The organism is Chthonobacter albigriseus (genome assembly GCF_013839445.1).
GTDB lineage: Bacteria > Pseudomonadota > Alphaproteobacteria > Rhizobiales > Pleomorphomonadaceae > Chthonobacter > Chthonobacter albigriseus.
In genome coordinates, this window is the sequence record NZ_JACDIT010000002.1 from 62,372 (window position 1) to 86,685 (window position 24,314).

General features: G+C 66.3%; 22 protein-coding genes and 1 riboswitch. Of the genes, 4 read left to right on the forward strand and 18 right to left on the reverse strand.

Annotated elements, in window-relative coordinates; genetic code table 11:
* Window positions 1–3: 3 nt before the first annotated feature.
* On the reverse strand, window positions 4–1,383 hold the full coding sequence (locus HZ321_RS08420; RefSeq protein ID WP_181702184.1) for an L-serine ammonia-lyase: 1,380 nt from the start codon (window positions 1,381–1,383) through the stop codon (window positions 4–6).
* 163 nt (window positions 1,384–1,546) lie between these two features.
* A riboswitch (glycine riboswitch) is annotated at window positions 1,547–1,634 on the reverse strand.
* Between the two features lie 230 nt (window positions 1,635–1,864).
* Between HZ321_RS08420 and HZ321_RS08425 the strand changes: the two genes are divergently transcribed.
* The 4 genes from HZ321_RS08425 to HZ321_RS08440 all read left to right on the forward strand — a co-directional run bounded on the left by HZ321_RS08425 (window position 1,865) and on the right by HZ321_RS08440 (window position 6,952).
* A complete protein-coding gene (locus tag HZ321_RS08425; RefSeq protein ID WP_206682756.1) occupies window positions 1,865–3,325 on the forward strand; it encodes a cryptochrome/photolyase family protein in 1,461 nt (486 codons plus the stop codon).
* Between the two features lie 49 nt (window positions 3,326–3,374).
* Window positions 3,375–4,685, forward strand: a complete 1,311-nt coding sequence (locus HZ321_RS08430) for an NAD(P)/FAD-dependent oxidoreductase (protein WP_181701850.1) — start codon at window positions 3,375–3,377, stop codon at window positions 4,683–4,685.
* A complete protein-coding gene (locus HZ321_RS08435; protein WP_181701851.1) occupies window positions 4,682–5,518 on the forward strand; it encodes a DUF1365 domain-containing protein in 837 nt (278 codons plus the stop codon). The genes HZ321_RS08430 and HZ321_RS08435 overlap by 4 nt, the downstream gene beginning before the upstream one ends.
* Window positions 5,519–5,713: 195 nt before the next feature.
* Complete coding sequence (locus HZ321_RS08440) at window positions 5,714–6,952, forward strand: SAM-dependent methyltransferase (protein WP_181701852.1); 1,239 nt, start codon at window positions 5,714–5,716, stop codon at window positions 6,950–6,952.
* Between the two features lie 6 nt (window positions 6,953–6,958).
* Here HZ321_RS08440 and HZ321_RS08445 read toward each other — a convergent pair whose 3' ends face one another.
* The 17 genes from HZ321_RS08445 to nuoF all read right to left on the reverse strand — a co-directional run bounded on the left by HZ321_RS08445 (window position 6,959) and on the right by nuoF (window position 24,278).
* Entirely contained in the window at window positions 6,959–7,246 is a 288-nt protein-coding gene (locus tag HZ321_RS08445) for a DUF1467 family protein (RefSeq protein WP_181701853.1), read from the reverse strand.
* Between the two features lie 57 nt (window positions 7,247–7,303).
* Window positions 7,304–8,128, reverse strand: coding sequence for a 3-methyl-2-oxobutanoate hydroxymethyltransferase (gene panB / locus HZ321_RS08450; protein ID WP_181701854.1), 825 nt, complete (start codon window positions 8,126–8,128; stop codon window positions 7,304–7,306).
* Window positions 8,125–9,003 (reverse strand): pantoate--beta-alanine ligase, encoded by an 879-nt coding sequence (gene panC / locus HZ321_RS08455; protein ID WP_181701855.1) that lies wholly within the window; start codon window positions 9,001–9,003, stop codon window positions 8,125–8,127. The genes panB and panC overlap by 4 nt, the downstream gene beginning before the upstream one ends.
* Before the next feature lie 124 nt (window positions 9,004–9,127).
* Window positions 9,128–9,532, reverse strand: a complete 405-nt coding sequence (gene mce / locus HZ321_RS08460) for a methylmalonyl-CoA epimerase (protein ID WP_181701856.1) — start codon at window positions 9,530–9,532, stop codon at window positions 9,128–9,130.
* A 43-nt stretch (window positions 9,533–9,575) separates the two neighbouring features.
* A complete protein-coding gene (locus HZ321_RS08465; RefSeq protein ID WP_244635753.1) occupies window positions 9,576–11,186 on the reverse strand; it encodes a ribonuclease J in 1,611 nt (536 codons plus the stop codon).
* 238 nt (window positions 11,187–11,424) lie between these two features.
* Window positions 11,425–12,042, reverse strand: a complete 618-nt coding sequence (locus tag HZ321_RS08470; RefSeq protein WP_181701858.1) for a pyroglutamyl-peptidase I — start codon at window positions 12,040–12,042, stop codon at window positions 11,425–11,427.
* 9 nt (window positions 12,043–12,051) lie between these two features.
* Complete coding sequence (locus HZ321_RS08475; RefSeq protein ID WP_181701859.1) at window positions 12,052–12,804, reverse strand: biotin--[acetyl-CoA-carboxylase] ligase; 753 nt, start codon at window positions 12,802–12,804, stop codon at window positions 12,052–12,054.
* Between the two features lie 6 nt (window positions 12,805–12,810).
* Window positions 12,811–14,244 carry an NADH-quinone oxidoreductase subunit NuoN gene (gene nuoN / locus HZ321_RS08480; protein WP_181701860.1) on the reverse strand — a complete coding sequence of 478 codons (1,434 nt, stop codon included), beginning with the start codon at window positions 14,242–14,244 and terminating at the stop codon, window positions 12,811–12,813.
* 12 nt (window positions 14,245–14,256) lie between these two features.
* Entirely contained in the window at window positions 14,257–15,786 is a 1,530-nt protein-coding gene (locus HZ321_RS08485; RefSeq protein ID WP_181701861.1) for an NADH-quinone oxidoreductase subunit M, read from the reverse strand.
* Window positions 15,786–17,879 carry an NADH-quinone oxidoreductase subunit L gene (gene nuoL, locus HZ321_RS08490; RefSeq protein WP_181701862.1) on the reverse strand — a complete coding sequence of 698 codons (2,094 nt, stop codon included), beginning with the start codon at window positions 17,877–17,879 and terminating at the stop codon, window positions 15,786–15,788. Before nuoL ends, HZ321_RS08485 begins: the two co-directional genes overlap by 1 nt.
* Before the next feature lie 11 nt (window positions 17,880–17,890).
* Window positions 17,891–18,199: an NADH-quinone oxidoreductase subunit NuoK gene (nuoK, locus tag HZ321_RS08495; RefSeq protein WP_181701863.1), complete on the reverse strand. Its 309-nt coding sequence runs from the start codon at window positions 18,197–18,199 to the stop codon at window positions 17,891–17,893.
* A 41-nt stretch (window positions 18,200–18,240) separates the two neighbouring features.
* Window positions 18,241–18,852 (reverse strand): NADH-quinone oxidoreductase subunit J, encoded by a 612-nt coding sequence (locus tag HZ321_RS08500; protein WP_181701864.1) that lies wholly within the window; start codon window positions 18,850–18,852, stop codon window positions 18,241–18,243.
* A gap of 93 nt (window positions 18,853–18,945) precedes the next feature.
* A complete protein-coding gene (gene nuoI / locus HZ321_RS08505; RefSeq protein WP_181701865.1) occupies window positions 18,946–19,434 on the reverse strand; it encodes an NADH-quinone oxidoreductase subunit NuoI in 489 nt (162 codons plus the stop codon).
* A 102-nt stretch (window positions 19,435–19,536) separates the two neighbouring features.
* The gene (locus HZ321_RS08510; RefSeq protein ID WP_181701866.1) at window positions 19,537–19,776 is read right to left on the reverse strand and encodes a hypothetical protein; all 240 of its coding nucleotides are present in this window, start codon (window positions 19,774–19,776) and stop codon (window positions 19,537–19,539) included.
* A 1-nt stretch (window position 19,777) separates the two neighbouring features.
* Entirely contained in the window at window positions 19,778–20,821 is a 1,044-nt protein-coding gene (nuoH, locus tag HZ321_RS08515) for an NADH-quinone oxidoreductase subunit NuoH (protein WP_181701867.1), read from the reverse strand.
* 13 nt (window positions 20,822–20,834) lie between these two features.
* Window positions 20,835–22,925, reverse strand: coding sequence for an NADH-quinone oxidoreductase subunit NuoG (nuoG, locus tag HZ321_RS08520; protein WP_181701868.1), 2,091 nt, complete (start codon window positions 22,923–22,925; stop codon window positions 20,835–20,837).
* A 66-nt stretch (window positions 22,926–22,991) separates the two neighbouring features.
* A complete protein-coding gene (nuoF, locus tag HZ321_RS08525; protein ID WP_181701869.1) occupies window positions 22,992–24,278 on the reverse strand; it encodes an NADH-quinone oxidoreductase subunit NuoF in 1,287 nt (428 codons plus the stop codon).
* Window positions 24,279–24,314: the final 36 nt, after the last annotated feature.

The following is a 24,314-nucleotide window of genomic DNA, read 5'->3' on the forward strand; positions in this document are numbered from 1 at the left end:
CGGTCAGCAGGCCGTGACGTTGACGGCCAGCCCGCCGAGGCTGGTTTCCTTGTACTTGGACTGCATGTCGAGACCGGTCTGGCGCATCGTCTCGATCACCGTGTCGAGGCTCACGATGTGCTCGCCGTCGCCGTGCAGGGCCAGCGAGGCGGCGTTGATGGCCTTGATCGCGCCGAAGGCGTTCCGCTCGATGCAGGGGATCTGAACCAGCCCGCCGACGGGGTCGCAGGTCATCCCGAGATGGTGCTCGATGGCGATCTCGGCGGCGTTCTCCACCTGTGCATTGGTCCCGCCCAAAGCCGCGCAGAGCCCCGCCGCGGCCATCGCGGCCGCCGATCCGACCTCGCCCTGGCAGCCGACTTCCGCACCGGAGATGGATGCGTTCCGCTTGATGAGGCCGCCGACGGCGGTCGCCGCCAGGAAGAAGGTGCGAATGCCGTCCTGATCTGCGCCGGAGCAGAAGTCGCGGTAATAGCGCAGCACGGCCGGCACTACGCCGGCGGCCCCGTTCGTCGGCGCGGTGACGACGCGTCCACCCGCAGCGTTTTCCTCGTTCACGGCGATGGCGAAGACCGATACGTAGTCCATCACGGTGTGCGGCGCGCGGTCGTTCTGGAGGCGCTTCTCCTCAAGCCGTTCGAAGATCTTGCGCGCGCGTCGCTTCACCTTCAGGCCACCCGCAAGCTCGCCCTCCTGGGTGAGGCCGCGGGCGATGCAGGCGAACATGGCGTCGGCGACGCGATCGATATCGGCCAGCACGCGCTCGCGGGGATGGCGTGCGGCCTCATTGGAGAGCGTCAGTTCGGCGATGGAGAGGCCCGCGGCTTCCGCAACGGCCAGCAGTTCGTCGGAGGTGCGATAGGGATGCGGCACCGGGACCGCCTCCCCGTCGACGCCTGCTTCGCCATCGCGCACCACGAAACCGCCGCCTACGGAGAACCAGACCTCAGAGGACAGCACCCGTCCCTGGTCATCCAGCGCCTGGAACCGCATGGCGTTCGGGTGCCGGTCGAAAGTGACCACGCAGTCGAAGACCACATCGTCGTCGGGGCTGAAGCGCAAGGTCCTTCCGCCGGGGACGGCGATCAGCTTCTCGTCACGGATCCTGGACAGAACGGCTTCCGCCTCGTCGGGATCCAGACTGTCGGGACGCAGACCGGCTAGGCCGAGGATCATCGCCTTGTCGGTGGCGTGGCCCTTGCCCGTCCAGGCCAGCGAGCCGAAGGCGGTCGCGGTCAGCCTCGCGACGTCGGGCCAGCGATCACCGACGGAGGCGAGGAAGGCGTTGGCTGCGCGCATCGGGCCGATGGTGTGAGACGACGACGGGCCGATACCGATCTTGAACAGGTCGGCAAAGGCGACAGGTGCTTCGATCTCACCCATGTCGGGATCGTGCGCGAAATCGGCGTCTGGTGCGGCGTTCATGCTCACGAGCACTCCGGAGAATGGCTGTCGTCGACACTGAAACGCCCCATCTGTCCCTTGCGCCTGAGATCGTTATCCCGTCGGCGGAGCGCCAGCCGGCGCCCTCTCTCCAGATGCAGTCCATCCCCGCGCGGTTCGGGTGCCTGAGAGTTTCCGGGGCGGTTGCTCCTTCGGCGCCGGATCGAACCGGTCTCTCCCACGCGGGATAAGTCAAATCACCATAAGACTATGGTCAGAGCGCGGCTTTCCCGGCAAGTGCCCAGCCGTCTGGCGGCACGGTGAAAAGCGACATCCGGTTAAGGCGTAACACGAATGCGTCACCGGCAAGCTGATCCGTTGCAGTGGCTGATCCGGCAGCGGGTTACCGTCGTAAGCGGATTTGAACGGCGGCGCATCCGGCATGCGCCGTTCGCGTCGGAAAAGCCGGGAGGACTTGAACATGGATGGGTCGTCTGCGGCGGGGGCGCCGGCAATCGTCTGGTTCCGCGACGACCTTCGCCTCGCCGACAATCCCGCCCTTTCCGCTGCGGCGGCAACCGGCCGCCCGGTCATCGCCCTCTATATCCTGGACGAGGGAACTGGCCGTCGTCCGCTCGGGGCTGCGTCCCGGTGGTGGCTGCACGAAAGCCTGTCTGCTTTGTCTGCTGACCTCCGGCGGCAAGGCGTTCCGCTGGTTCTGCGGAAAGGCGCCCCGGAAGAGCTGCTGCCGCGGGTGGTCGCCGAGTGCGGCGCGGGCGCCATCGTCTGGAACCGTCGCTATGGCCGCGCGGAATGCCAATTGGACGCCGGTCTCAAGGCGGGTCTGTCCCAGGCCGGTCTGGATGTTCGAAGCTTCAACGGGCATCTCCTGATCGAGCCTTGGGACCTTCGCAACAAGTCAGGCGATTACTTCAAGGTGTTCACGCCCTTCTGGCGCGCGGCGTCGGATACCCTGGGAGGGCTGCGTTCGCCGCTGCCGGTCCCCGTCCTGCGCGGCGGCGTACACATCAGCAGCGACGACCTGGACGGTTGGCGTCTTCAGCCGCGGCATCCCGATTGGGCGACCGGGCTGGACGACACCTGGACGCCCGGGGAAGCCGGCGCCCGGGCCAGACTGGAACGCTTCCTCGAGAATGGGCTGGAGACATACGCAGCGCAGCGCGACGTGCCGGCCAGCGGCGCAGTCTCCATGCTTTCTCCGCATCTCCGCTTCGGGGAGATCAGCGTCGTCAGCGTGCATTCGGCTGTGCGAGGCTATGCGGCCGCCTACGGCATTTCGGACGCGCCGGTCGACAAGTTCGTGGCCGAACTCGGCTGGCGCGAGTTCTCCTACTATCTCGCCCACCACTTCGAGGCCTTGGCGACCCGGAACTTCCAGAGCCGGTTCGACCAGTTCCCCTGGCGGGAGAGTGTTCAGGCCGACCTCAAGGCGTGGCAACAGGGGCGAACGGGCTATCCGATCGTCGACGCCGGGATGCGCCAGCTCTGGCAGACCGGATTTATCCACAACCGGGTCCGGATGATCGTGGCGTCGTTCCTGATCAAGCATCTCCTGATCGACTGGCGGATCGGCGAGGCCTGGTTCTGGGACACGCTGGTGGATGCAGACCCGGCGAACAACGCAGCGAGCTGGCAATGGGTGGCCGGATCGGGAGCGGACGCGGCTCCCTACTTCCGTGTCTTCAATCCGATCAGCCAAGGCGAGAAATTCGATCCGGACGGTGCCTACGTCCGGCGTTATGTGCCAGAACTGAATGGCGTACCTGACGAGTTCGTGCATCGGCCCTGGGAAATGCCACGATCCGAGACCGGAAACCAAACCCCCACCCTGCTTCGTACCTATCCGCAACCGATCGTCGACCACGCTTCAGCTCGCGAGCGCGCTCTCAGGGCCTTCGAGACGCTGAAGTCGGTCGCCTGACCGGATGCAATCGACGATTCTCGCAACAGCCCGCCACAAGGACCACTTGATGCGTATCGCCGTCATCGGCTCCGGAATCTCCGGCAACTCCTGCGCCTGGGCCCTCGCTTCCCGTCACGACGTGGTGCTTTACGAAAAGCGGCCCCGAGCAGGCGGTCACTCCGCGACGGTCGATGTGGACTACGACGGCATCCACATCCCGGTGGATACAGGCTTTATCGTCTACAACGAGCTGAACTACCCGAACCTCGTGGCGCTGTTCCAACATCTGGACGTGAAGACCGAAGCCAGCGACATGAGTTTCGCCGTGTCGATCGGCAACGGGCGGACGGAGTGGGCCGGTTCCTCGCTGGGCACGGTGTTCGCGCAAAAGCGGAATGTCGCCAGCCCGCGCTTCCTCTGGATGCTGAAGGAAATCCTCAGATTCAACCGCAGCTGCATCGCCGATCTCGACGCCGGCCGCCTCGCCGGGCTTTCGCTTGGTGAATATCTGTCCGCGGGACGCTACGGCCGCTGCTTCATCGAGGACTATCTGGTGCCGATGGGCGCAGCCATCTGGTCGACGCCGGATGCTGAACTGCTCGATTTTCCGGCCGAGAACTTCATCCGCTTCTTCAAGAACCACCGCCTGGTGCATTTCCAGCGCCCGACGTGGCGCACGGTCAGCCGCGGCAGCCGCGAGTATGTGGACCGGCTGCTGGCGCCCCTGAAGGCCGCTGGCCGGGTCCGCCTCGGCGATCCCGTCGTCGCGGTGGAGCGCCATCCGAGCCACGTGACGGTAAGGACGGCATCGGGCGACGTCGACCTGTTCGACCAGGTCGTCCTGGCCTCCCACACCGACCAGTCGCTCGCCATGCTGACCGATCCATCCGCGGAGGAGCGCTCCATTCTTTCGGCGGTCCGCTATCTGCCGAACCAGGTCTACCTGCACCGGGATGTCGACCTGATGCCGCGCCGGCGGTCGGTGTGGTCGTCGTGGAACTACCTGCGTCGCGACGGCTACGACGCCCGCGGCCCGGTGGCGGTCAGCTACTGGATGAACCGCCTGCAGAACATACCCGAGGACAAGCCGCTTTTCGTGACGCTCAACCCGACGACCCCGCCGCGGGCGGATCTGGTCTTCGGGCAGTATGAATATGACCACCCGCAGTTCGACGGCGCTGCCATCGCCGCGCAGAAGGCGCTGCCGACCATCCAGGGCACGAACCGCACGTGGTATTGTGGCGCTTGGACCGGTTACGGCTTCCACGAGGACGGCCTTGCCTCCGGGCTCGACGTGGCCGAGGCGCTCGGGGGCGTGGTGCCCTGGCGCAAGCCCGCGCAAGCCGTCAGCGGCCGGCTTGTGGAGGCGGCCGAATGAAAAATCACCTTCCAACCACGTCTGCGGGAAACGGATCGCCTCCGCCGGAAGCCGCGGTGCTCTACCGGGGTGAGGTGATGCACGCTCGGCTCAAGCCGTTGAGCCACCGGTTCGTCTACAAGGTGGCCAACCTGATGATCGATCTCGATCGGCTGGATGGCGCCGACCGGCTGTCACGTCTGTTCTCTGTCGGGCGGTTCAACCTCTTTTCCTTCCGCGAAAGCGACCATGGACGCCGGGACGGAAAGCCCCTCCGCCCCTATGTGGACGCGCTCTGCGCGGAGGGCGGCGTTCCGCGCCCAGAACGGGTGCTGCTGCTCTGCTATCCGCGAGTCGTCGGCTTCGTGTTCAATCCGATCTCGGTCTACTTCTGCCTCGATGGTCAGGACCGACCGACGGCACTGATCTATGAGGTGCGCAACACCTTTGGCGAGAGCCACACCTATGTGGCGGCCGTCGAGGAGGGGCAGGTCACCTCCGCCGGCATCCGGCAGGAGCGGAACAAGGTGTTCTTCGTTTCGCCGTTCATGCCGATGGAGCAGCGGTACCACTTCCGCGTCCTTCCGCCCGGTCGGGCCGTCCGGATCCGGATCCTGGAGACCGATCGGGACGGGCCGACGCTGGCGGCGACCTTCGTCGGCGAGGAGACCCCGCTGACGAGCGCGACCATCCTACGGATTGCCGTGGGGAGGCCGCTGCATACGGTGAAGGTCGTGGCGGGCATCCACTGGGAGGCGCTGAAGCTGTGGTTCAAGGGCGCGCCCTACTTTTCCCGTGGCCAGCCTCCGGCACCCGTCAGCCACGCAGACATGGCGGCCCACGCCGCCGAGTAGATCGTTTTTCGCTTCGGCAGGGCCGATCCTCGATCGCATCAGCTCGATGGAGGCCGGCATTTCCTGTCCGCAAAAGTCATGCTTCAATATCGGGACGTGGGGCAAGCCTCGGGTCAAGCCGACAAAAACGGGCAGAACGAAGCCCGCGGCGATGGCGCAAGCACCCTCCCGGGGTCTAGGGGACGGACGTTAGCCATGACCGCTACCATCTCACATCCGGTCGAGTTGACCGCCGCGAATGCGGACCGGCTGCTGCGCGGGCTGCCGACCATGGTTCGGCGCAGCTTCCAGCTGGTCAGCACGCTGAACTTCGGACAGCTTGACGTGACGCTGCCGGATGGGCGCTCGATCCGCATTCCGGGCCGGGAGCCAGGACCGCACGGGCAACTGGTTGTGCACGACTACCGCTTCATCCGGCGACTCCTGATGTCGGCCGACATGGGCGTGGCGGAGAGCTACATGGCCGGCGAATGGTCGAGCCCGGACGTGACGAGCTTCCTGGAGCTGTTCTGCGTGAACCACGACGTGGTGGAGGGCAAGCTCAGCCACAGCCCTCTGGTGCGCGTGTTGCTGAGACTGCACCATTGGCTGAACGCCAACACCAAGCGGCGCGCCAAGCGCAACATCTCGGCGCACTACGACCTCGGCAACGCGTTCTATTCGCAGTGGCTCGATAGCACCATGACCTACTCGTCGGGCCTGTTCCCGACCGGCGACGAGGACCTGCCTGCCGCTCAGAACCGCAAGTACCGGCATCTTGCGGAACGCACCGGGATGAGCGACGGCCACCACGTGCTGGAAATCGGCTGCGGCTGGGGCGGGTTCGCCGAGTTCGCCGCCAAGGAGATCGGCTGCAAGGTCACGGGTCTGACGATCAGCCAGGAGCAGTATGACTTCGCCCGCAAGCGGATGTTCGAGGCCGGGCTGAATGAAAAGGTCGACATCCGGTTCCAGGACTACCGCGACGAGCGCGGGCTCTACGACCGTATCGCGTCGATCGAAATGTTCGAGGCGGTGGGCGAGAAGTACTGGCCGGTCTATTTCGACACGCTGCGCGAACGCCTGAAGCCCGGCGGGTCCGCCGGCGTGCAGGTGATCACCATCCAGGACCGGCTGTTCGAGCAGTACCGTGCGACGCCGGACTTCATCCAGCGCTACGTGTTTCCGGGCGGTATGCTGCCCTGCCCGTCGGCGCTCGACCGCGTGTCGGCCGCGTCGGGGCTGTCCAAGCAGTCCGAGACCGTCTTCGGTCGCGACTACGCGCGCACCCTGGCGCTCTGGCGCGACCGGTTCTGGGAGTCCTGGCCGAGCCTGGAGCCGCTCGGGTTCGATACCCGGTTCAAACGCCTGTGGGAGTACTATCTGCACTACTGCGAGGCGGGCTTTCGCGCCGGCAACATCGACGTCCGCCAGATCGTCTACGCGCGAGACTGAGGAGGCTCAGCCTCCTTCGTGGTGCGGGCGCGGCCCCGGCATAAAGTCGAGGGTCACGCCGGCCTGCTTGGCGATCGCAAAGCCAGTGAACAGCGCGGCGGCGATCAGCGTGGTGGCGATCAGCTTGCGGCCGATCAGCGGGATCGACGGGGCACCCGGGTCGGTGCCGGGCGTGACCTCGGCGGTCTCGTGCTGGGACCGGACACCCCAGGGCAGCACCACGAAGAGGGAAAGCCACCACAGGATGAAGTAGATCGCAAGGGCGCTGCCGATGCCGATGCCGGCGATGGTCATGGGTCTGTCCTCAAGAGGGCCGTTCACGCCTGTCTACGTCCGGCGCGCGTCACCCGATCAGGTCTTCTTGGGCTGAAACGTGTTCTCGATGCCGGGAAACGTGCGGGCCTTGACCTCGGACGCGTATTCGCCGACGGCCTTGCCGATCTCTTCGCCCAGGTTGGCGAAGCGACGGACGTGGCGCGGAATGAACTCGTTGAACAGACCCAGCATGTCCTCGGTAACGAGGATCTGGCCGTCGCAGTGGGGCGAGGCGCCGATGCCGATGATCGGGACAGGCGAACGCTCGGTGATCTCCCGGGCCAGCGGTTCCATCGTGCCTTCCAGAACAATGGAGAAGGCGCCGGCGTCGGCGATGGCCTTGGCATCCGCCTTGATCTTGGTGGCGCGCGCCTCGTCGCGACCTTGGGTCTTGTAGCCGCCGAAGGTGTTGACCAGCTGCGGCGTCAGGCCGACGTGGCCGAGCACGGGGATGCCCCGCTCGGAAAGGAAGGACACGGTGGGCGCCATCTCCTCGCCGCCCTCCAGCTTGATGCCGTTGGCGCCGGTCTCCTTGAGAACGCGCGAGGCCGACCGGAACGCCTGCTCCGGACCTTCCTGATAGGAGCCGAAGGGCATGTCGACGAGAACAAGCGCCTTCTGAGACCCGCGGACCACGGCCGCCCCGTGCGCGATCATGATGTCCAGCGTCACCGGCAGCGTCGTCTCGAAGCCGTAGAGCACCATGCCGAGGCTGTCGCCGACGAGCAGGAAATCGACGTGCGGATCCAGGAACTGCGCCATGGGCGCGGTGTAGGCCGTCAGCGACACGATCGGGCGGACGCCCTTCAGCGCACGGATATCTGACACCGTGGTGCGGCGGGAGCGGACGGGGGCACTCATTCTGGGTTCCTTCCGGACGACTGCGGGACGGGAATGACCCGCTGGTCGAGGAGGCGGGTCCGGCCGAAGCGGACGGCGAGAAGGACGACGAGCGCCCTGGGCGGGTGGGCGGAATCGACCTCGGCAAGGGTGTCCGCATCGCGGACGGCGACGAGATCGGGCGCCGCCAGCGGTTCGGTCTCGATAAAGGCCCGGATCTTCTTCTCCAGGGCATGACCAACGACCAGGCCGCCGGCCACGGCCTCTTCGGCCATCGCCAGGGAGCGGGAGAGGATCGGCGCGGCGGCGCGTTCGTCGGCACGCAGGAACACGTTGCGGGAGGAGCAGGCCACCCCGTCCGGGTCTCGGACGGTGGGCACCCCGACGATCCGGATCGGCATCGCGAGGTCGGCGACCATCCGCTTGATCACGAGCAGCTGCTGGTAGTCCTTTTCGCCGAAATAGGCGGCGGACGGCATGGCGATGCCGAACAGCTTGGCCACCACCGTCGCAACGCCGCGGAAGTGACCTGGGCGGCGCTCGCCCTCGAGAAGGTGGGACAGCGACGTGACGTCGACCATCGTCTCCATCGGGGAGGGATACATCTCGGAAACCGCCGGGGCAAAGACCACGTCGCATCCGGCGGCCATCAGCATGCGGCAGTCCCGCGGCAGGTCGCGCGGATAGCGGTCGAGATCCTCGGTGGGGGCGAACTGGAGCGGGTTCACGAAGATGGAAGTGACCACGACGTCGTTGTCCGCGCGGGCGCGGTCGACCAGCGTGATGTGGCCCTGGTGCAGGTAGCCCATCGTCGGCACGAAGCCGATGGTGCGGCCCGCGCGGCGTTCGGGATCGAGCCGGGCGCGCAGCTCGGCGATGGTGGAGATGACCTCCATCGGGTGACGTTCCTCCTGCCCAATCCTGAGGCGTCTTCTATAGCGGCGGCGGATGGATTGAAATGGGCTTGTGCGGGCGCCGGGTGCCGCCCACGCGGACCCGGGCCACCGCCACCACCGCCGATCAGGCCTGTTCCAGCTCGACCAGCGTGCCGTTGAAGTCCTTGGGATGCAGGAACAGCACCGGCTTGCCGTGAGCGCCGATCTTCGGTTCGCCGGTGCCGAGGACGCGGGCGCCGGTCGCCTTCAGGTGATCGCGCGCGGCGATGATGTCGTCCACCTCGTAGCAGACGTGGTGGATGCCGCCCGAGGGATTCTTGTCCAGGAACGCCTTGATCGGCGAATTCTCGCCCAGGGGCTCCAGCAACTCGATCTTCGTGTTCGGCAGATCGATGAAGACGACGGTGACGCCGTGGTCCGGCTCGGCCTGTGGCGGCCGCACCGTCGCACCGAGGGTGTCGCGGTAGGTGGCTGCCGCGGCTTCCAGGTTGGGCACCGCGATCGCCACGTGGTTCAGTCGACCGATCATCCGTCACTCCTCGCCATTCAAGCGGCGAGGCTTGTCCCCGCCGTCAGACCCTCAACACCGTCACGTCGCAGAGCGGCTTCTTGCCCCAGCGTTCATTGACCGCCGACCGGACCGCCCGGCGGATCGCCTCGGCCACCAGTTCATCGTCCCGGCGACGCTGGCGCGGGATCGACTCCACCGTGCCTTCCACGACGCCGCCGACCGCATCCCGGAAGGCTTCGCCGCGGTCGTCCGTGGTGGGCAGGCCGAAGAGCGAGACGGCGAAGTCGCCGACAAGCTCACCGCGTCCATCCAGCACGACCGTAATCGCGACGGCGCCTGCGAAGGACACCTTGCGCCGCTCGATCACGCCCGACACTTCCGGCTCGCGGATCAGCGAGCCGTCCTTGACCAGGATGCCGTGCGGGGCGTGGTCGACGACTTCCGCCGGGCCCGGCAACAGCCTCACCAACGCGCCGTTCTTCGCCATCACCACCTTCGGCACACCCACCGATCGGGCGAGTTCCGCGTGCGCTGCAAGATGGACCGGCTCGCCGTGGACGGGAATTGCGACCTTCGGCGAAATCAGCTTGTAGAGCTCTGCCAATTCGTCGCGCCGGGGGTGCCCCGAAGTGTGGATCATGGCGTCGCGGTCGGTGACGATCTTGACGCCGTGCGTCACCAGCGCGTTCTGGATGGCTCCGACGGCCTTCTCGTTGCCGGGGATGGTGCGGGAGGAGAAGACCACCGTATCGCCGGCGGAGAGCGCGACGGAGCGATGGTCGTCGAAGGCGATCTTCGCGAGGGCGGCGCGCGGTTCGCCCTGGCTTCCGGTGACCAGCGCGACGACCTTGTCCGGAGGCAGGTAGCCATAGGCCTCCTCGTCGCGGAACGGCGGCAGGCCGTCCAGCATCCCGAGTTCGCCAGCCACGTCGACCACGCGGCGGATCGCGCGGCCGAGGATCACCACCTCGCGGTCGGTCTTCTCCGCGGCGCGCGCGACGGACCGGATTCGCGCCACGTTGGATGCGAAGATCGTGACCGCGACGCGCTTCTTCGCGTTCCGAATGACCTCCTCCATGCCGGCCGCAACATCGGCCTCCGAGGGGCTGCGCCCTTCGCGAACGGCGTTGGTGGAGTCGCAGATCATCACGTCCACGCCTTCGCGTCCGATCGCGGCGAGGCGGTCCATGTCGATGGGCTGGCCGACCTGCGGGGCGAGATCGATCTTCCAGTCGCCGGTGTGGAGGACGTTGCCCTTCGGCGTGCGGAAGAGCACCGCGTTCGGTTCGGGCAGCGAATGGGAAACCGCGATCAACTCGATGTCGAACGGGCCAATCGAACGCCGCTCACCCTGCTGCAGGACGGTGGTGGGGATCCGCGGCGCGCCGGGTTCCATCTCGCGCTTGGCGGCGTGCAGTGCGGCGGCGAAGGGGGTCATGTAGACCGGAACCTCCAGCCGCGGCCAGAGATCGTAGAGGGCGCCGTAGTGGTCCTCGTGGGCATGGGTGATGAGGATGCCGACCAGGTTGGCGCGCTCCTCCTCCACGAAGCGTATGTCGGGAAGGATCAGGTCGACGCCCGGCAACTCAGGGCCGGCGAACGAGACGCCGCAGTCGACCATGAGCCATTTGCGATCATCCTCCGGGCCGATCCCGTAAAGGGCGAGGTTCATTCCGATCTCGCCCACACCGCCCAGAGGCAGGAACACGAACTCGTCACCGGTGCTTGCCGCAGGCTTTCTCAACACGTCACTCCTGACCACGTCACACGGAAGCCGGATGCAGCAGGAACGCCTGTTCCATCCGCGTGCATCAGCTTCATCCATACCGTTGCGCAAGACCTAGCGGTCTTCCCGCCCCGCCGCAACCAATCCGGCGGCATGCAGAGTTCACATCCGCCAATTTCCCACGTCACGAGGCCGGAGCGCCTGCCTGGACCAGGGCGACGACCAACCGGGCGGCGCGCTCGTGAAGATCGACGGGCCTTACCTGGAAGTCCTCGGCAGTGGCGGGCTCGTGAACCCAGGGAACATGGACGAAAAGCGCTGGCGTCCCCGGCCGGTTCTCCGCCAGCCAGTGCAGGACCGTGTAGTAGACGTGGTTGCAGACATAGCCGCCGGCATCCAGCGACACGAAAGCGCGCAGCCCTGCCTCTGTGACGCCGGCCAGGACGGCGGCGAGATCTGTCGTCGTCTCCAGGGCGGCCGGACCGCCGGTGACGATCGTGCGCCCTTTCCCGACAACGCCGCTGTTGTCGGCGATCGACGCCTCGATGCGGTTGTGGGCGTAGCGTTCCAGCCGCAGACCGGCGGTCGCCCGGGCGAGGCCGAACATCAAAACGCCGTCCGGCCGGACCCGTTCGAGCCCGGCGCGCACCTTGTCGGAAGCCTCGTCATACGAGGTCGGCAGGAGAAGCGCCTCGGAAAGACCGGGCGGTGGATCGGAGGCGAGGCGGCGGACGATCGCCTCCGAGGGGTTGAACGGCAGGCCGGCGAAGGCGTCGAACCCGGTGACGAGCAGGCCGGCCATGGCACCCTCCTATCCGAAGAAGACGTCGCCGGCTGAGATGGTCTCGCGACGGCCGTCGTCAAGGCGCAGGACGAGGCGGCCGGCTTCGTCGAGGGTCTCGAATCGCCCGTGCACCGTCCGGTTCGGCAGGCGGACGGTGATCGACTCGCCGATTCCGCGCGCACGGGCGATCCAGGCCTCCCGCAGGACCGCGAAAGGGCTGTCGCGCCACTGCTCCAGGCGTGTTGCCACACGGGCCGCGAGCCGCTCGAACAGGATGTCCGGCTCGGTCGGATAGCCGAGGGCGGCCAGGTTGGTAGCGGTGTAGGCGGCGGGATCCGGATGGTGGCGACAGTTGATGCCGATGCCGACGACGACCACCCTGCCCTGGCGCGAAACCGCACCCTCGATCAGGATGCCTGCGATCTTGGAGCCTTCGTAGAGGACGTCGTTCGGCCATTTGATCTGCAGGCCCGCGCGGGCGGGCGGCGGCAGGACGTCGGCAACAGCGTCGTGAACTGAGACGGCGATCACGAGCGGCAGTTCGCCGAGGCGCTCTGGTGCGACGGGGTCGCGGAGCAGGAGGGACGAATAGAGATTGCCGGTTTCCGAGACCCAGGCCCTGCCCTGGCGCCCGCGCCCGGCGGTCTGCCGGCGGCCGACGATCCACAGACCTGCCGGTTCGCCGGCCTCGGCCCGTTCGAAAGCGACGGCGTTGGTGGACCCGACCTCGTCCAGGACCGTGACCCGGTATCCCGGTGGAACGATCGGGCCCGCCGCCATCGACGGTCAGAACAAGGTCTTGGCGGCCGCCGCGGCGGCATTGCCGAGCGGGCCGGAGACGAGCACGAACAGGATCGTGAAGAGCCCGGCGCCCCAGTAGACGGCGCTGAGTTCCACAGGCGTCCGCTCGAAGGCGGGCGCGGGCTCGTCGAAGAACATCACCTTGATGATGCGCAGGTAGTAGTAGGCGCCGACGACGCTCGACAGAACGCCGATCACGGCCAGAACCACGAGGCCCTGCTCGATGGCGGCGACGAAGACGAAGTACTTGGCGAAGAAGCCCGCGAAGGGCGGAATGCCGGCCAGCGAGAACATGATCATGGCCAGAAAGAAGGCCATCGGCAGGTTGGTGCGCGACAGGCCGGCCAGTTCATAGACGTCCTCGGTCATGACGCCGTTGCGACGCATGGCCAGGATGCAGGCGAAGGCGCCCGCGGTCATCGCGACGTAGGTGGCGAGGTAGATCAGCACGCCCTGCACGCCGGTCTCGGTGCCGGCGGCGAGACCGACCAGGGCGTAGCCCATGTGGCCGATCGAGGAGTAGGCCATCAGGCGCTTGATGTTGCGCTGGCCGATGGCGGCGAAGGAGCCGAGCACCATGGAGGCGATCGCCATGAAGGTGACGATCTGCTGCCAGTCGCCGGTGACGGGCGCGAAAGCCTCGATCACGACGCGGACGAACACGGCCATGGCGGCCACCTTGGGAGCGGCGGCGAAGAAGGCCGTGACCGGCGTCGGCGCACCCTCGTAGACGTCGGGCGTCCACATGTGAAACGGCACGGCGGACACCTTGAAGGCGATGCCGGCGAGCAGGAAGACGAGGCCGAAGATGAGGCCGACCGACGCGCCGCCCTCGGCGCCGAGCGCCGCAGCGATGGCGCCGAACTCCGTGTGCCCGGTAAAGCCGTAGGTCAGCGAAGCGCCGTAGAGCAGCATGCCGGACGACAGCGCGCCGAGCACGAAGTACTTGAGGCCCGCCTCCGAGGAGCGGGCGTCATCGCGGTGGATGGCGGCGACCACGTAGGCGGCAAGCGACTGGAGTTCCAGGCCGAGATAGACGGAGAGGAGATCGTTGGCCGAGATCATCAGCAGCATGCCGAGCGTCGCGATGACGATCAGCACCGGGTACTCGAAGGTCTCGAACTTCTCGCGTCGGACGAAGCCGACTGACATGACGATGGCGAGCGCCGAGCCGATCAGCGCGAGCACCTTCAGGAAGCGGGCGAAGCCGTCGACCACGAAGGCCCCGCCGAAGCCGACGCCCTCGCTGTCCATGCCGATCACGATGAAGAGCACGACCACGAGCAGCAGGACCGAGAGGCTCGAGACGAGCCGCGCCGCGCCGGCGCCCATGAAGGCGCCGAGCATCAGGAGCACCATGGCTCCGGCCGCCAGGACGATCTCCGGCGTCGCGAGGGAGAAAAGGGGAAGCTCCACCATGATCCTGTGGCCTCAGCGAAGGAGAGCGGACGGCTCGACGAGCGCCGCAGTCTGGGACGCCGCTTCGATCGCGGCCTGATAGTTCTTGACGAGGAGGTCCACCGAGGCGGCGGTCGCGTCGAGCACCGTCACGGGATAGACGCCGAACCAGATCGTCAGGATGACGAGCGGAGCGAGGATCACCACCTCGCGCCGGTCGAGGTCCATGATCGACTTCAGCGACGGCTTGGTGAGCGCGCCCCACACCACCCGGCGGAACAGCCAGAGCGCGTAGGCGGCCGACAGGATCACGCCGGTGGTGGCGAAGAAGGCGACCCAGGTGCTGACCTGGAAGATGCCGACCAGGGTCAGGAACTCGCCGACGAAGCCGGATGTGCCGGGCAGGCCCACGTTCGCCATCGTGAACACCAGGAAGGCGAAGGCGTAGAGCGGCATCCGGTTGACCAGCCCGCCATAGGCGTCGATGTCACGCGTGTGCATCCGGTCGTAGATCACGCCGACGCAGAGGAAGAGCGCGCCGGAGACGATGCCGTGGCTGAACATCTGGAAGATCGCGCCCTGGATGCCCTGCTGGTTCATCGTGAAGATGCCCATCGTCACGTAGCCCATGTGGGCCACGGAGGAGTAGGCGATCAGCTTCTTGATGTCCTCCTGCATCAGGGCGACCAGCGACGTGTAGATGATCGCGACCACCGAGAGCGTGAAGACGAAGGGGGCGAAGTCGGCGCTCGCCAGCGGGAACATCGGGACGGAGAAGCGCAGGAAGCCGTAACCGCCCATCTTCAGGAGGATGCCGGCGAGGATCACCGAACCGGCGGTCGGCGCCTCGACGTGGGCATCGGGGAGCCAGGTGTGCACCGGCCACATCGGCATCTTCACCGCGAAGGAGGCGAAGAAGGCGAGCCAGAGCCAGGTCTGCATGGAGGCCGGGAAGTTGTACTCCAGCAGCTTGGTGATGTCGGTGGTGCCGGCCGCCCAGTACATGGCCATGATCGCCAGCAGCATCAGCACCGAGCCGAGCAGCGTGTAGAGGAAGAACTTGTAGGACGCGTAGACGCGCCGCTTGCCGCCCCAGACGCCGATGATGAGGAACATCGGGATCAGGCCGCCTTCGAAGAAGACGTAGAAGAGCACGATGTCGAGCGCGCAGAACACGCCGATCATCAGCGTCTCCAGCACCAGGAAGGCGATCATGTACTCCTTCACGCGATGCTCGATCGAATGCCAACTCGCCAGGATGCAGAAGGGCATCAGGAAAGTGGTGAGCAGCACGAAGAGGATGGAGATGCCGTCGACGCCCATCCGGTAGGCGAAGAAGCTGCCCATCCACGCGCTTTCCTCGACCATCTGGAAGCCGGGGTTGGCCGGGTCGTAGTTGGCCCAGATCAGCAGCGAGACGAGGAAGGTCACCACCGTGGTGAGCAGCGCCACGCGGCGGATGTTTTCCAGCGCCACGGCGTCCTGCGCCTTCACCATCAAAATGAAGAGGACGCCGGCCAGCGGCAGGAACGTGGTGAGCGAGAGAAGCGGAAGTCCGCTCATCAGTGGGTTCCCCCGAACATGGCCCAGGTGATCAGGGCGGCGACGCCGATCAGCATGGCGAAAGCGTAGTGGTAGACGTAGCCGGTCTGCAGTCGGACGACGCGGGCGGAGACGTCCTGGACCCGTGCGGCGATGCCGTTCGGGCCGAGCCCGTCGATGACGGTGCCGTCGCCGGTCTTCCAGAGGAAGCGCCCGATGGCCTTCGCCGAGCGGACGAACAGGATGTCGTAGAGCTCGTCGAAGTACCACTTGTTGAGCAGGAAGGCGTAGAGCGCATCGTGCCGGGCAGCCAACTGCTTCGGCATCTCCGGATTGGCGATGTAGAACCAGTAGGCGACGCCGAGGCCGGCCAGCATGGCGAAGAAGGGCGACGCCTTCACCCAGGCCGGCACCTCGTGCATGGCGTGCAGGATGTGGTTCTCGGCGCCGTAAAAGACGGATCCCTTCCAGAACTCGGCCTGCGCCTCGCCGACGAAGGCGTCGTAGAAGACCATGCCGGCCAGCACAGCGCCGACCGACAGCACCGCGAGCGGCACCAGCATCACGCGCGGGCTTTCGTGCGCGTGGTCGAAGGTGTGATGGTCGGCCCGGGTCTCACCGAAGAAGGTGAGGAAGATCAGGCGCCAGGAGTAGAAGGACGTGAAGGCCGCGGCCAGCACCGTCAGGCCGAAGGCGTAGCCGGAGAAGGCGTTGTGGCCGGCGTAGGCCGCCTCGATGATGGCGTCCTTGGAAAGGAAGCCGGCAAAGCCGATGTGGGTGAGCGGGATGCCGACGCCGGTGATGGCGAGCGTGCCGATCACCATCACCCAGAAGGTGACGGGGATCTTCTTGCGCAGGCCGCCCATGTTCCGCATGTCCTGCTCGTGGTGCATGGCATGGATCACCGAGCCGGCGCCGAGGAAGAGCAGAGCCTTGAAGAAGGCGTGCGTGAAGAGGTGGAACACGCCCGCGCCATAGGCGCCGACGCCGAGCGCGACGAACATGTAGCCGAGCTGCGAGCAGGTCGAATAGGCGATCACGCGCTTGATGTCGTTCTGGACGAGGCCGACCGTCGCGGCGAAGAAGGCCGTCGTCGCGCCGACAAGGGTCACGACCGTGAGCGCGGTGTGACTGAGCTCAAACAGCGGCGACAGGCGGGCGACCATGAACACGCCGGCGGTCACCATGGTGGCCGCGTGGATCAGCGCGGAGACCGGCGTCGGGCCCTCCATCGCGTCCGGCAGCCAGGTGTGCAGCAGGAACTGGGCGGACTTGCCCATCGCGCCCATGAAGAGCAGCAGGCAGATCACCGTCATGGCGTCGAATTCGTGGCCGAGGAAGACCATGGTCTTGCCGGCCACTGCCTCGGTGTTGGCGAAGATCGCGTCGAAGGAGATCGACCCGAACATCACGAAGACGCCGAAGATGCCGAGGGCGAAGCCGAAGTCGCCCACGCGGTTGACGACGAAGGCCTTGATGGCGGCCGCCACGGCCGACGGCTTCTTGTACCAGAAGCCGATCAGGAGGTAGGAGGCGAGGCCGACACCCTCCCAGCCGAAGAACATCTGGACGAGGTTGTCGCTCGTCACCAGCATCAGCATGGCGAAGGTGAAAAGCGAGAGGTAGCCGAAGAACCGCGGCCGGTCCGGGTCCTCGTGCATGTAGCCGATGGAGTAGAGGTGGACGAGCGAGGACACCGTCGTCACCACCACCAGCATCATCGCCGTCAGGGTGTCGATCCGGAAGGACCAATCGACCACCAGGGCGCCGGAGGTCATCCATTCCAGCACCGGCACGCGGAGCGTCTCGGCCTCGCCGAAGCCGACGCTGATGAAGGAGATCCACGACAGGAAGGCCGAAACGAACATCAGGCCGGTGGTGACCAGTTCCGAGATCCGGGACCCGGGCGCCGCGGGTTCGGCGGCGTGGTGGTCGTCGTGACCGTGCGCGTCGTCGTGGCCGTGGTCGTCATGGGCGTGATGATCATGGGCGTGATGGTCATGGCCGTGGCCGCCGCCGACCGGGGCCGGAACGGTGGCCGAAGCACCGAACAGCGCGATGGCGCCGGCGATCAGGAAGCCGATGAGGGGAAGGAAGACGATGAGGGAGTACATGAAGCCGTTCCTCAGCCCTTCATCATGTTGATGTCTTCGACCGCGATCGTGCCGCGGTTGCGGAAGAAGACAACGAGGATCGCAAGGCCGATCGCCGCCTCGGCCGCGGCCACCGTGAGCACGAAGAGCGCGAAGATCTGGCCCATCAGGTCGTTCAGATGCGCCGAGAAGGCCACGAAGTTCAGGTTGACCGCGAGCAGGATCAGCTCGACCGACATCAGGATGACGATCACGTTCTTCCGGTTCAGGAAGATGCCGAGGATCCCCAGCGTGAAGAGGATCGCCGCGACCGACAGGTAGTGGGAGAGACCGATGACCATGGGACGAGCCTTATGGGTTCAAGTTCCGGGCGGGACTGGGATCAGAGCCCCTTGCCCGGCTCGACGTGCCTGACTTCGATGGACGTCACCCGCGTGCGGGCGACCTGGACGGCGATGTTCTGGCGCTTGACGTTGGCCTTGTGGCGGAGGGTCAGCACGATCGCGCCGATCATCGCCACGAGGAGAACCATGCCCGCCGCCTGGAAGAAGAAGACGTATCGGGTGTAGAGGAGCCGGCCGATCGCCTCGATGTTGGAGACCTGATCCATGTCGGGGATCGGCGAGGCGGTGGAGCCGACGACCGTCGGGGCGATCACCCAGGCGCCGACCACCGCGATCAGCTCCGCGAGGAAGATGACGCCGACCAGCATTCCGACCGGCAGGTACTGCAGGAAGCCCTGGCGAAGCTCGGTGAAGTCGACGTCGAGCATCATCACGACGAAGAGGAACAGCACCGCCACGGCGCCGACGTAGACCACGATCAGGATCAGCGCCAGGAACTCGGCGCCGGCCAGCATGAAGAGGCCCGCGGCGTTCACGAAGGCCAGGATCAGGAACAGGACCGAATGGACCGGGTTCCGGGCGGAGATGACCATCACCGCCGATGCGATCGTGATCGCGGCGAAGAGGTAGAAGAAGAAAGCCTGGATCATCGTCTTCCCATTGCCCCCGTGGCGGAGCCGTCCGCTCCAGCCAAAGTGTCTCTCAGCAGCCTGTCGGCGGGGTTCCCGTTCCCCCGCCCGAACTCAGCGATACGGCGCATCCACGGCGATGTTGCGCGCGATCTCGCGCTCCCAGCGGTCGCCGTTCGCGAGAAGCCTCTCCTTGTTGAAGTAGAGCTCCTCGCGGGTCTCCGTGGCGAACTCGAAGTTCGGCCCCTCGACGATGGCGTCCACCGGACAGGCTTCCTGGCAGAAGCCGCAGTAGATGCACTTCACCATGTCGATGTCGTAACGGGTGGTGCGGCGGGTGCCGTCGTTGCGGCGCGGGCCCGCCTCGATGGTGATCGCCTGCGCCGGGCAGACGGCCTCGCAGAGCTTGCAGGCGATGCAGCGTTCCTCGCCGTTGGGATAGCGGCGCAGGGCGTGCTCTCCGCGAAAGCGCGGGGACACCGGGTTCTTCTCGAACGGGTAGTTGATCGTCGGCTTGGGCTTGAAGAAGTAGCGCATGGCCAGGAAGAACCCGGACACGAACTCCTTCAGCAGCAGAGATCTCGCAACGGCGTCGAGTGCCATCGTTGGTTTTCCTTTGCGAGCGCCGCCCGGACCGAGCCGGCGCTTCAACGTCCAATCATCCGCCGGGCTGCCTCCCGGCGACCCGAAATCCATCAGCTCCGCTCAACCGGGGGCGACACCGTAGCCGGAAACCGACACGCCCACCCACCAGCCGAGGATCGCGAACACCACGGCGTTCACGACGAAGAGCCCCTTCATCACCAGGTCCATCCGCCGGGGATCGACCACCTCGTCCTGTTTTGCGATGAACCGCCGGATGACGCCGGCGATCAAGGCATAGTCCAGCAGCCCGACCCCTACTCCGAAAACCGCACCGATGATGCCGGAGAGAGGAAGGTCCATCTCAAGCCGCCCAGCCGGTGACCTGCAGCACGCCCGCCACGATGACGACCATCGCCAGCGAGATCGGCAGGAAGACCTTCCAGCCGAGCCGCATCAGCTGGTCGTAGCGATAGCGGGGCACCATCGCCTTGGCCATGGCGATGAAGAAGAACACCAGACAGGTCTTGGCTGTGAACCAGATCACGCCCGGGATCCAGTTGAACGGCGGAATGTCCAGCGGCGGGAGCCAGCCGCCCATGAAGAGGATCGTGGTGAGCGCGCACATGGTGACGATCGCCACATACTCGCCGAGCATGAACATCATGTACGGGGTGGAGCCGTACTCCACCATGAAGCCCGCGACCAGCTCCGATTCCGCCTCGACGAGGTCGAAAGGCGGCCGGTTCGTCTCGGCGAGCGCCGAGATGAAGAAGATCACGAACATCGGGAAGAGCGGCAGCCAGTACCAGTTCAGGAAGGTCAGCCAGGGCAGCCCGATCATGTCGGCGAGGCCGTCGGACTGCGACAGAACGATGGCCGAGAGGTTCAGCGATCCCGCGCAAAGAAGCACGGTGATGATCACGAAGCCGATCGAGACCTCGTAGGAGACCATCTGCGCCGCCGAACGAAGTGCCGACAGGAACGGGTACTTCGAGTTGGAAGCCCAACCGCCGATGATGATGCCGTAGACCATCAGCGACGAGATCGCGAAGATGAAGAGGATGCCGACGTTGATGTCGGCGACCACCCAGCCGTCCGCGACCGGAACCACGACCCAAGCGAGCAGCGCCAGCGTACAGGTGACGAGCGGCGCGAGCAGAAACAGGCTCTTGGAAGCGCCGGACGGGATCACCGGCTCCTTCAGCACGAACTTCAGAAGATCGGCGAAGGACTGGAACAGGCCGAACGGGCCGACGACGTTCGGGCCGCGCCGGATCTGCACGGCCGCCCAGATCTTGCGGTCGGCATAGAGGAGGTAGGCAACAAGCACGAGGAGCACCACCAGGAGCAGGACGCTCTGGGCGGCGATCACCACGACGGGCCAGATGTAGTCGGACCAGATCATTGTTCCCCGCCCCTCATTCCGCCGCTGCGGCCGGCGCAGCGCCCTTGGCGAGCGCCGAGCATTCCGCCATGACCGCCGACGCGCGCGCGATCGGGTTGGTCAGGTAGAAGTCCTTGATCGGGCTCTCGAAAGGCGCCCGGTCCATGGTGCCGCCGGCGGCCGCCAGCTGGGCGATCGCCTCGGCGTCGTTCTCGGCAACTTCGTCGACGGCCGCAAGATGCGGGAACTCCGCATAGAGCGCCGCGCGGAGCTGGGCGAGGCTGTCGAAGGGCAGCCGCTTGCCGAGCACGTCGGACAGCGCCCGCAGGATCGCCCAGTCCTCGCGCGCCTCGCCCGGCGGGAAGGTGGCGCGGGCGATCTGCTGCACGCGGCCTTCCGTGTTGACGAAGGTGCCGGATTTTTCCGTGTAGGTGGCGCCGGGCAGGATCACGTCGGCGCGGTGAGCGCCAGCGTCGCCATGGCTGCCGATGTAGACCACGAAGGCCGAGCCGAGGGCCTTGGTGTCGATCTCGTCGGCGCCGAGCAGGAAGAGCACATCGAGACTGCCCTGCCCGGCCGCCTGGACCATGCCGGCCACGTCGAGGCCGCCGTCGGCCGGCACGAGGCCGATGTCGAGCGCGCCGACGCGGGCCGCAGCGGTGTGGAGCATGCCGAAGCCGTTCCAGCCGTCCTTCACCGCACCGACCTCCACCGCGACCTTCGCAGCGGCCGAGAGAACGGCCAGACCGTCCGGGCGGGCGACGGCGCCCTGCCCGACGATCACCAGCGGCCGTTCGGCCGCGGCGAGCGCGTCGCGCGCCGCCGGCTCCAGGTTCGCCAGCGTTTCGGGGCCTGCGCCGAGATAGGTGGTGGGATAGGCGAGGTTGGCCGGTTCGCCGATGACGAAGACCGGCAGCTTGCCCATCCGCCAGCGCTTGCGGATGCGGGCGTTGAGAACGGCCGCTTCCCAGCGCGGGTTTGCGCCGACGATCAGGATCGCGTCGGCCGACTCGATGCCTTCGATGGTCGGGTTGAAGATGTAGGACGCGCGGCCGAGCGAGGGGTGGAGCTTCGTTCCGTCCTGGCGGCCGTCGACATTGGCTGAACCGAGAGCGGCGGCGAGCGCCTTCAGGGCGAACATCTCCTCGACGGTCGCGAGATCGCCGGCGATCGCGCCGATCCGCGGGCCGGACGTGCCGGCGACCTTCGCCTTGATCGCGGCGAAGGCTTCGCCCCAGGAAGCGGCGCGGAGGCGGCCGTTTTCGCGGACGTAGGGGCGATCCAGACGCTGGGTCTTCAGGCCGTCCCAGATGAAGCGGGTCTTGTCGGAGATCCACTCCTCGTTCACCGCCTCGTTGAGCCGCGGCATGACGCGCATGACTTCGCGGCCGCGGGCATCGACCCGGATGGCGGAGCCGACAGCATCCATAACGTCGATCGACTCGGTCTTGGAGAGCTCCCACGGCCGGGCCTGGTAGGCGTATGGCTTGGACGTGAGGGCGCCGACCGGGCAGAGGTCGATCACGTTGCCCTGGAGCTCGGACGACATCGCCTTTTCAAGATAGGTGGTGATCTCGGCGTCCTCGCCGCGCCCGATCAGGCCGAGATCCGTGACCCCGGCGACCTCGGTGGTGAACCGGACGCAGCGGGTGCAGTGGATGCAGCGGGTCATGATGGTCTTGACCAGCGGGCCGATGTACTTGTCCTCGACGGCGCGCTTGTTCTCGGCAAAGCGAGAGGAATCAACGCCGTAGGCCATCGCCTGGTCCTGCAGGTCGCACTCGCCGCCCTGGTCGCAGATGGGGCAGTCGAGCGGATGGTTGATCAGCAGGAACTCCATCACGCCCTCGCGGGCCTTCTTCACCATCGGCGACTTGGTGAGGACGACCGGCGGCTCGCCGTTCGGGCCGGGGCGAAGGTCCTTGACCTGCATGGCGCAGGAGGCCGTCGGCTTCGGCGGCCCGCCCTTCACCTCGACCAAGCACATCCGGCAGTTTCCGGCGATCGACAGCCGCTCGTGGAAGCAAAAGCGCGGAACTTCCGCGCCGGCTTCTTCGCAAGCCTGCAGAAGAGTCGCTTCCGGAGCGACATCGATCTCTACGCCGTCGACGATCAGTTTCGCCATGTCGGTCTTCCAAAACCTTCAGCTGCGATGCGATGACCTTCAGGTCACCTCAGCGTCGAATGGGTTCTACTCCGCCGCAACCGCGTGGCTGCGATGGTACTGGTCGATGCGCGCCTCGATAACGGGGCGGAAATTCTTGATCAGGCCCTGGATCGGCCAGGCCGCGGCGTCGCCGAGGGCGCAGATGGTGTGGCCCTCGACCTGCTTGGTGACCTGGAAGAGCATGTCGATCTCGCGCTTTTCGGCCTGGCCCTTGACCATGCGCTCCATGACCCGCCACATCCAGCCGGTGCCTTCGCGGCAGGGGGTGCACTGGCCGCAGCTCTCGTGCTTGTAGAAGTACGAAAGACGAGCAATGGCCTTCACGATGTCGGTCGACTTGTCCATCACAATGACTGCCGCGGTGCCGAGGCCGGAGCCAAGATTCCGCAAGCTGTCGAAGTCCATCGGGACGTCGATCACCTGCTCCGCGGTCAAACAAGGCACGGAAGAACCACCCGGGATCACGGCGAGAAGATTGTCCCAGCCGCCGCGAATACCGCCGCAGTGCTTGTCGATCATTTCGCGGAATGGAACGCCGAGTTCCTCCTCGAAGGTCGCCGGCTTGTTGACGTGGCCGGAGACGCAGAAGAGCTTGGTGCCGGTGTTGTTCGGGCGGCCCATGCCGGCGAACCAGGCGCCACCACGACGAAGTATCGTCGGCGCGACCGCGATCGACTCCACGTTGTTCACAGTCGTCGGGCAGCCGTAGAGGCCGACGTTCGCCGGGAACGGAGGTTTCAGGCGCGGCTGGCCCTTCTTTCCTTCGAGAGACTCAAGAAGAGCCGTCTCTTCGCCGCAGATGTAGGCGCCGGCGCCGTGGTGGACGACGATGTCGAAGTCGTAGCCGTGCTTGTTGTTCTTGCCGATGAGGCCGGCTTCGTAGGCCTGATCCACCGCCGCCTGGAGGTGTTCACGTTCGCGGATGAACTCGCCGCGGACGTAGATGTAGGCGTGGTGGGCGCCCATGGCGAAGCCGGCGATCAGGCAGCCCTCGACCAAATGGTGAGGATCGTGGCGCAGGATCTCGCGATCCTTGCAGGTGCCCGGCTCGGATTCGTCAGCATTCACAACGAGATAGTGAGGCCGCCCGTCCGACTGCTTGGGCATGAAGGACCACTTCAGGCCGGTCGGGAAGCCTGCGCCGCCGCGGCCGCGCAGGCCGGACGCCTTCATTTCGTTGATGATCCAGTCGCGGCCCTTCGCGAGGATCTCCTTTGTGCCGTCCCATTGACCGCGTTTCAAAGCACCCTGCAGCCCCCAGTCATGGCGGCCGTAGATGTTCGTAAAGATGCGGTCCTGATCCTGCAGCATCGTCAAAGCTCCTCGCGACTAGAGATCTTCTCTTCG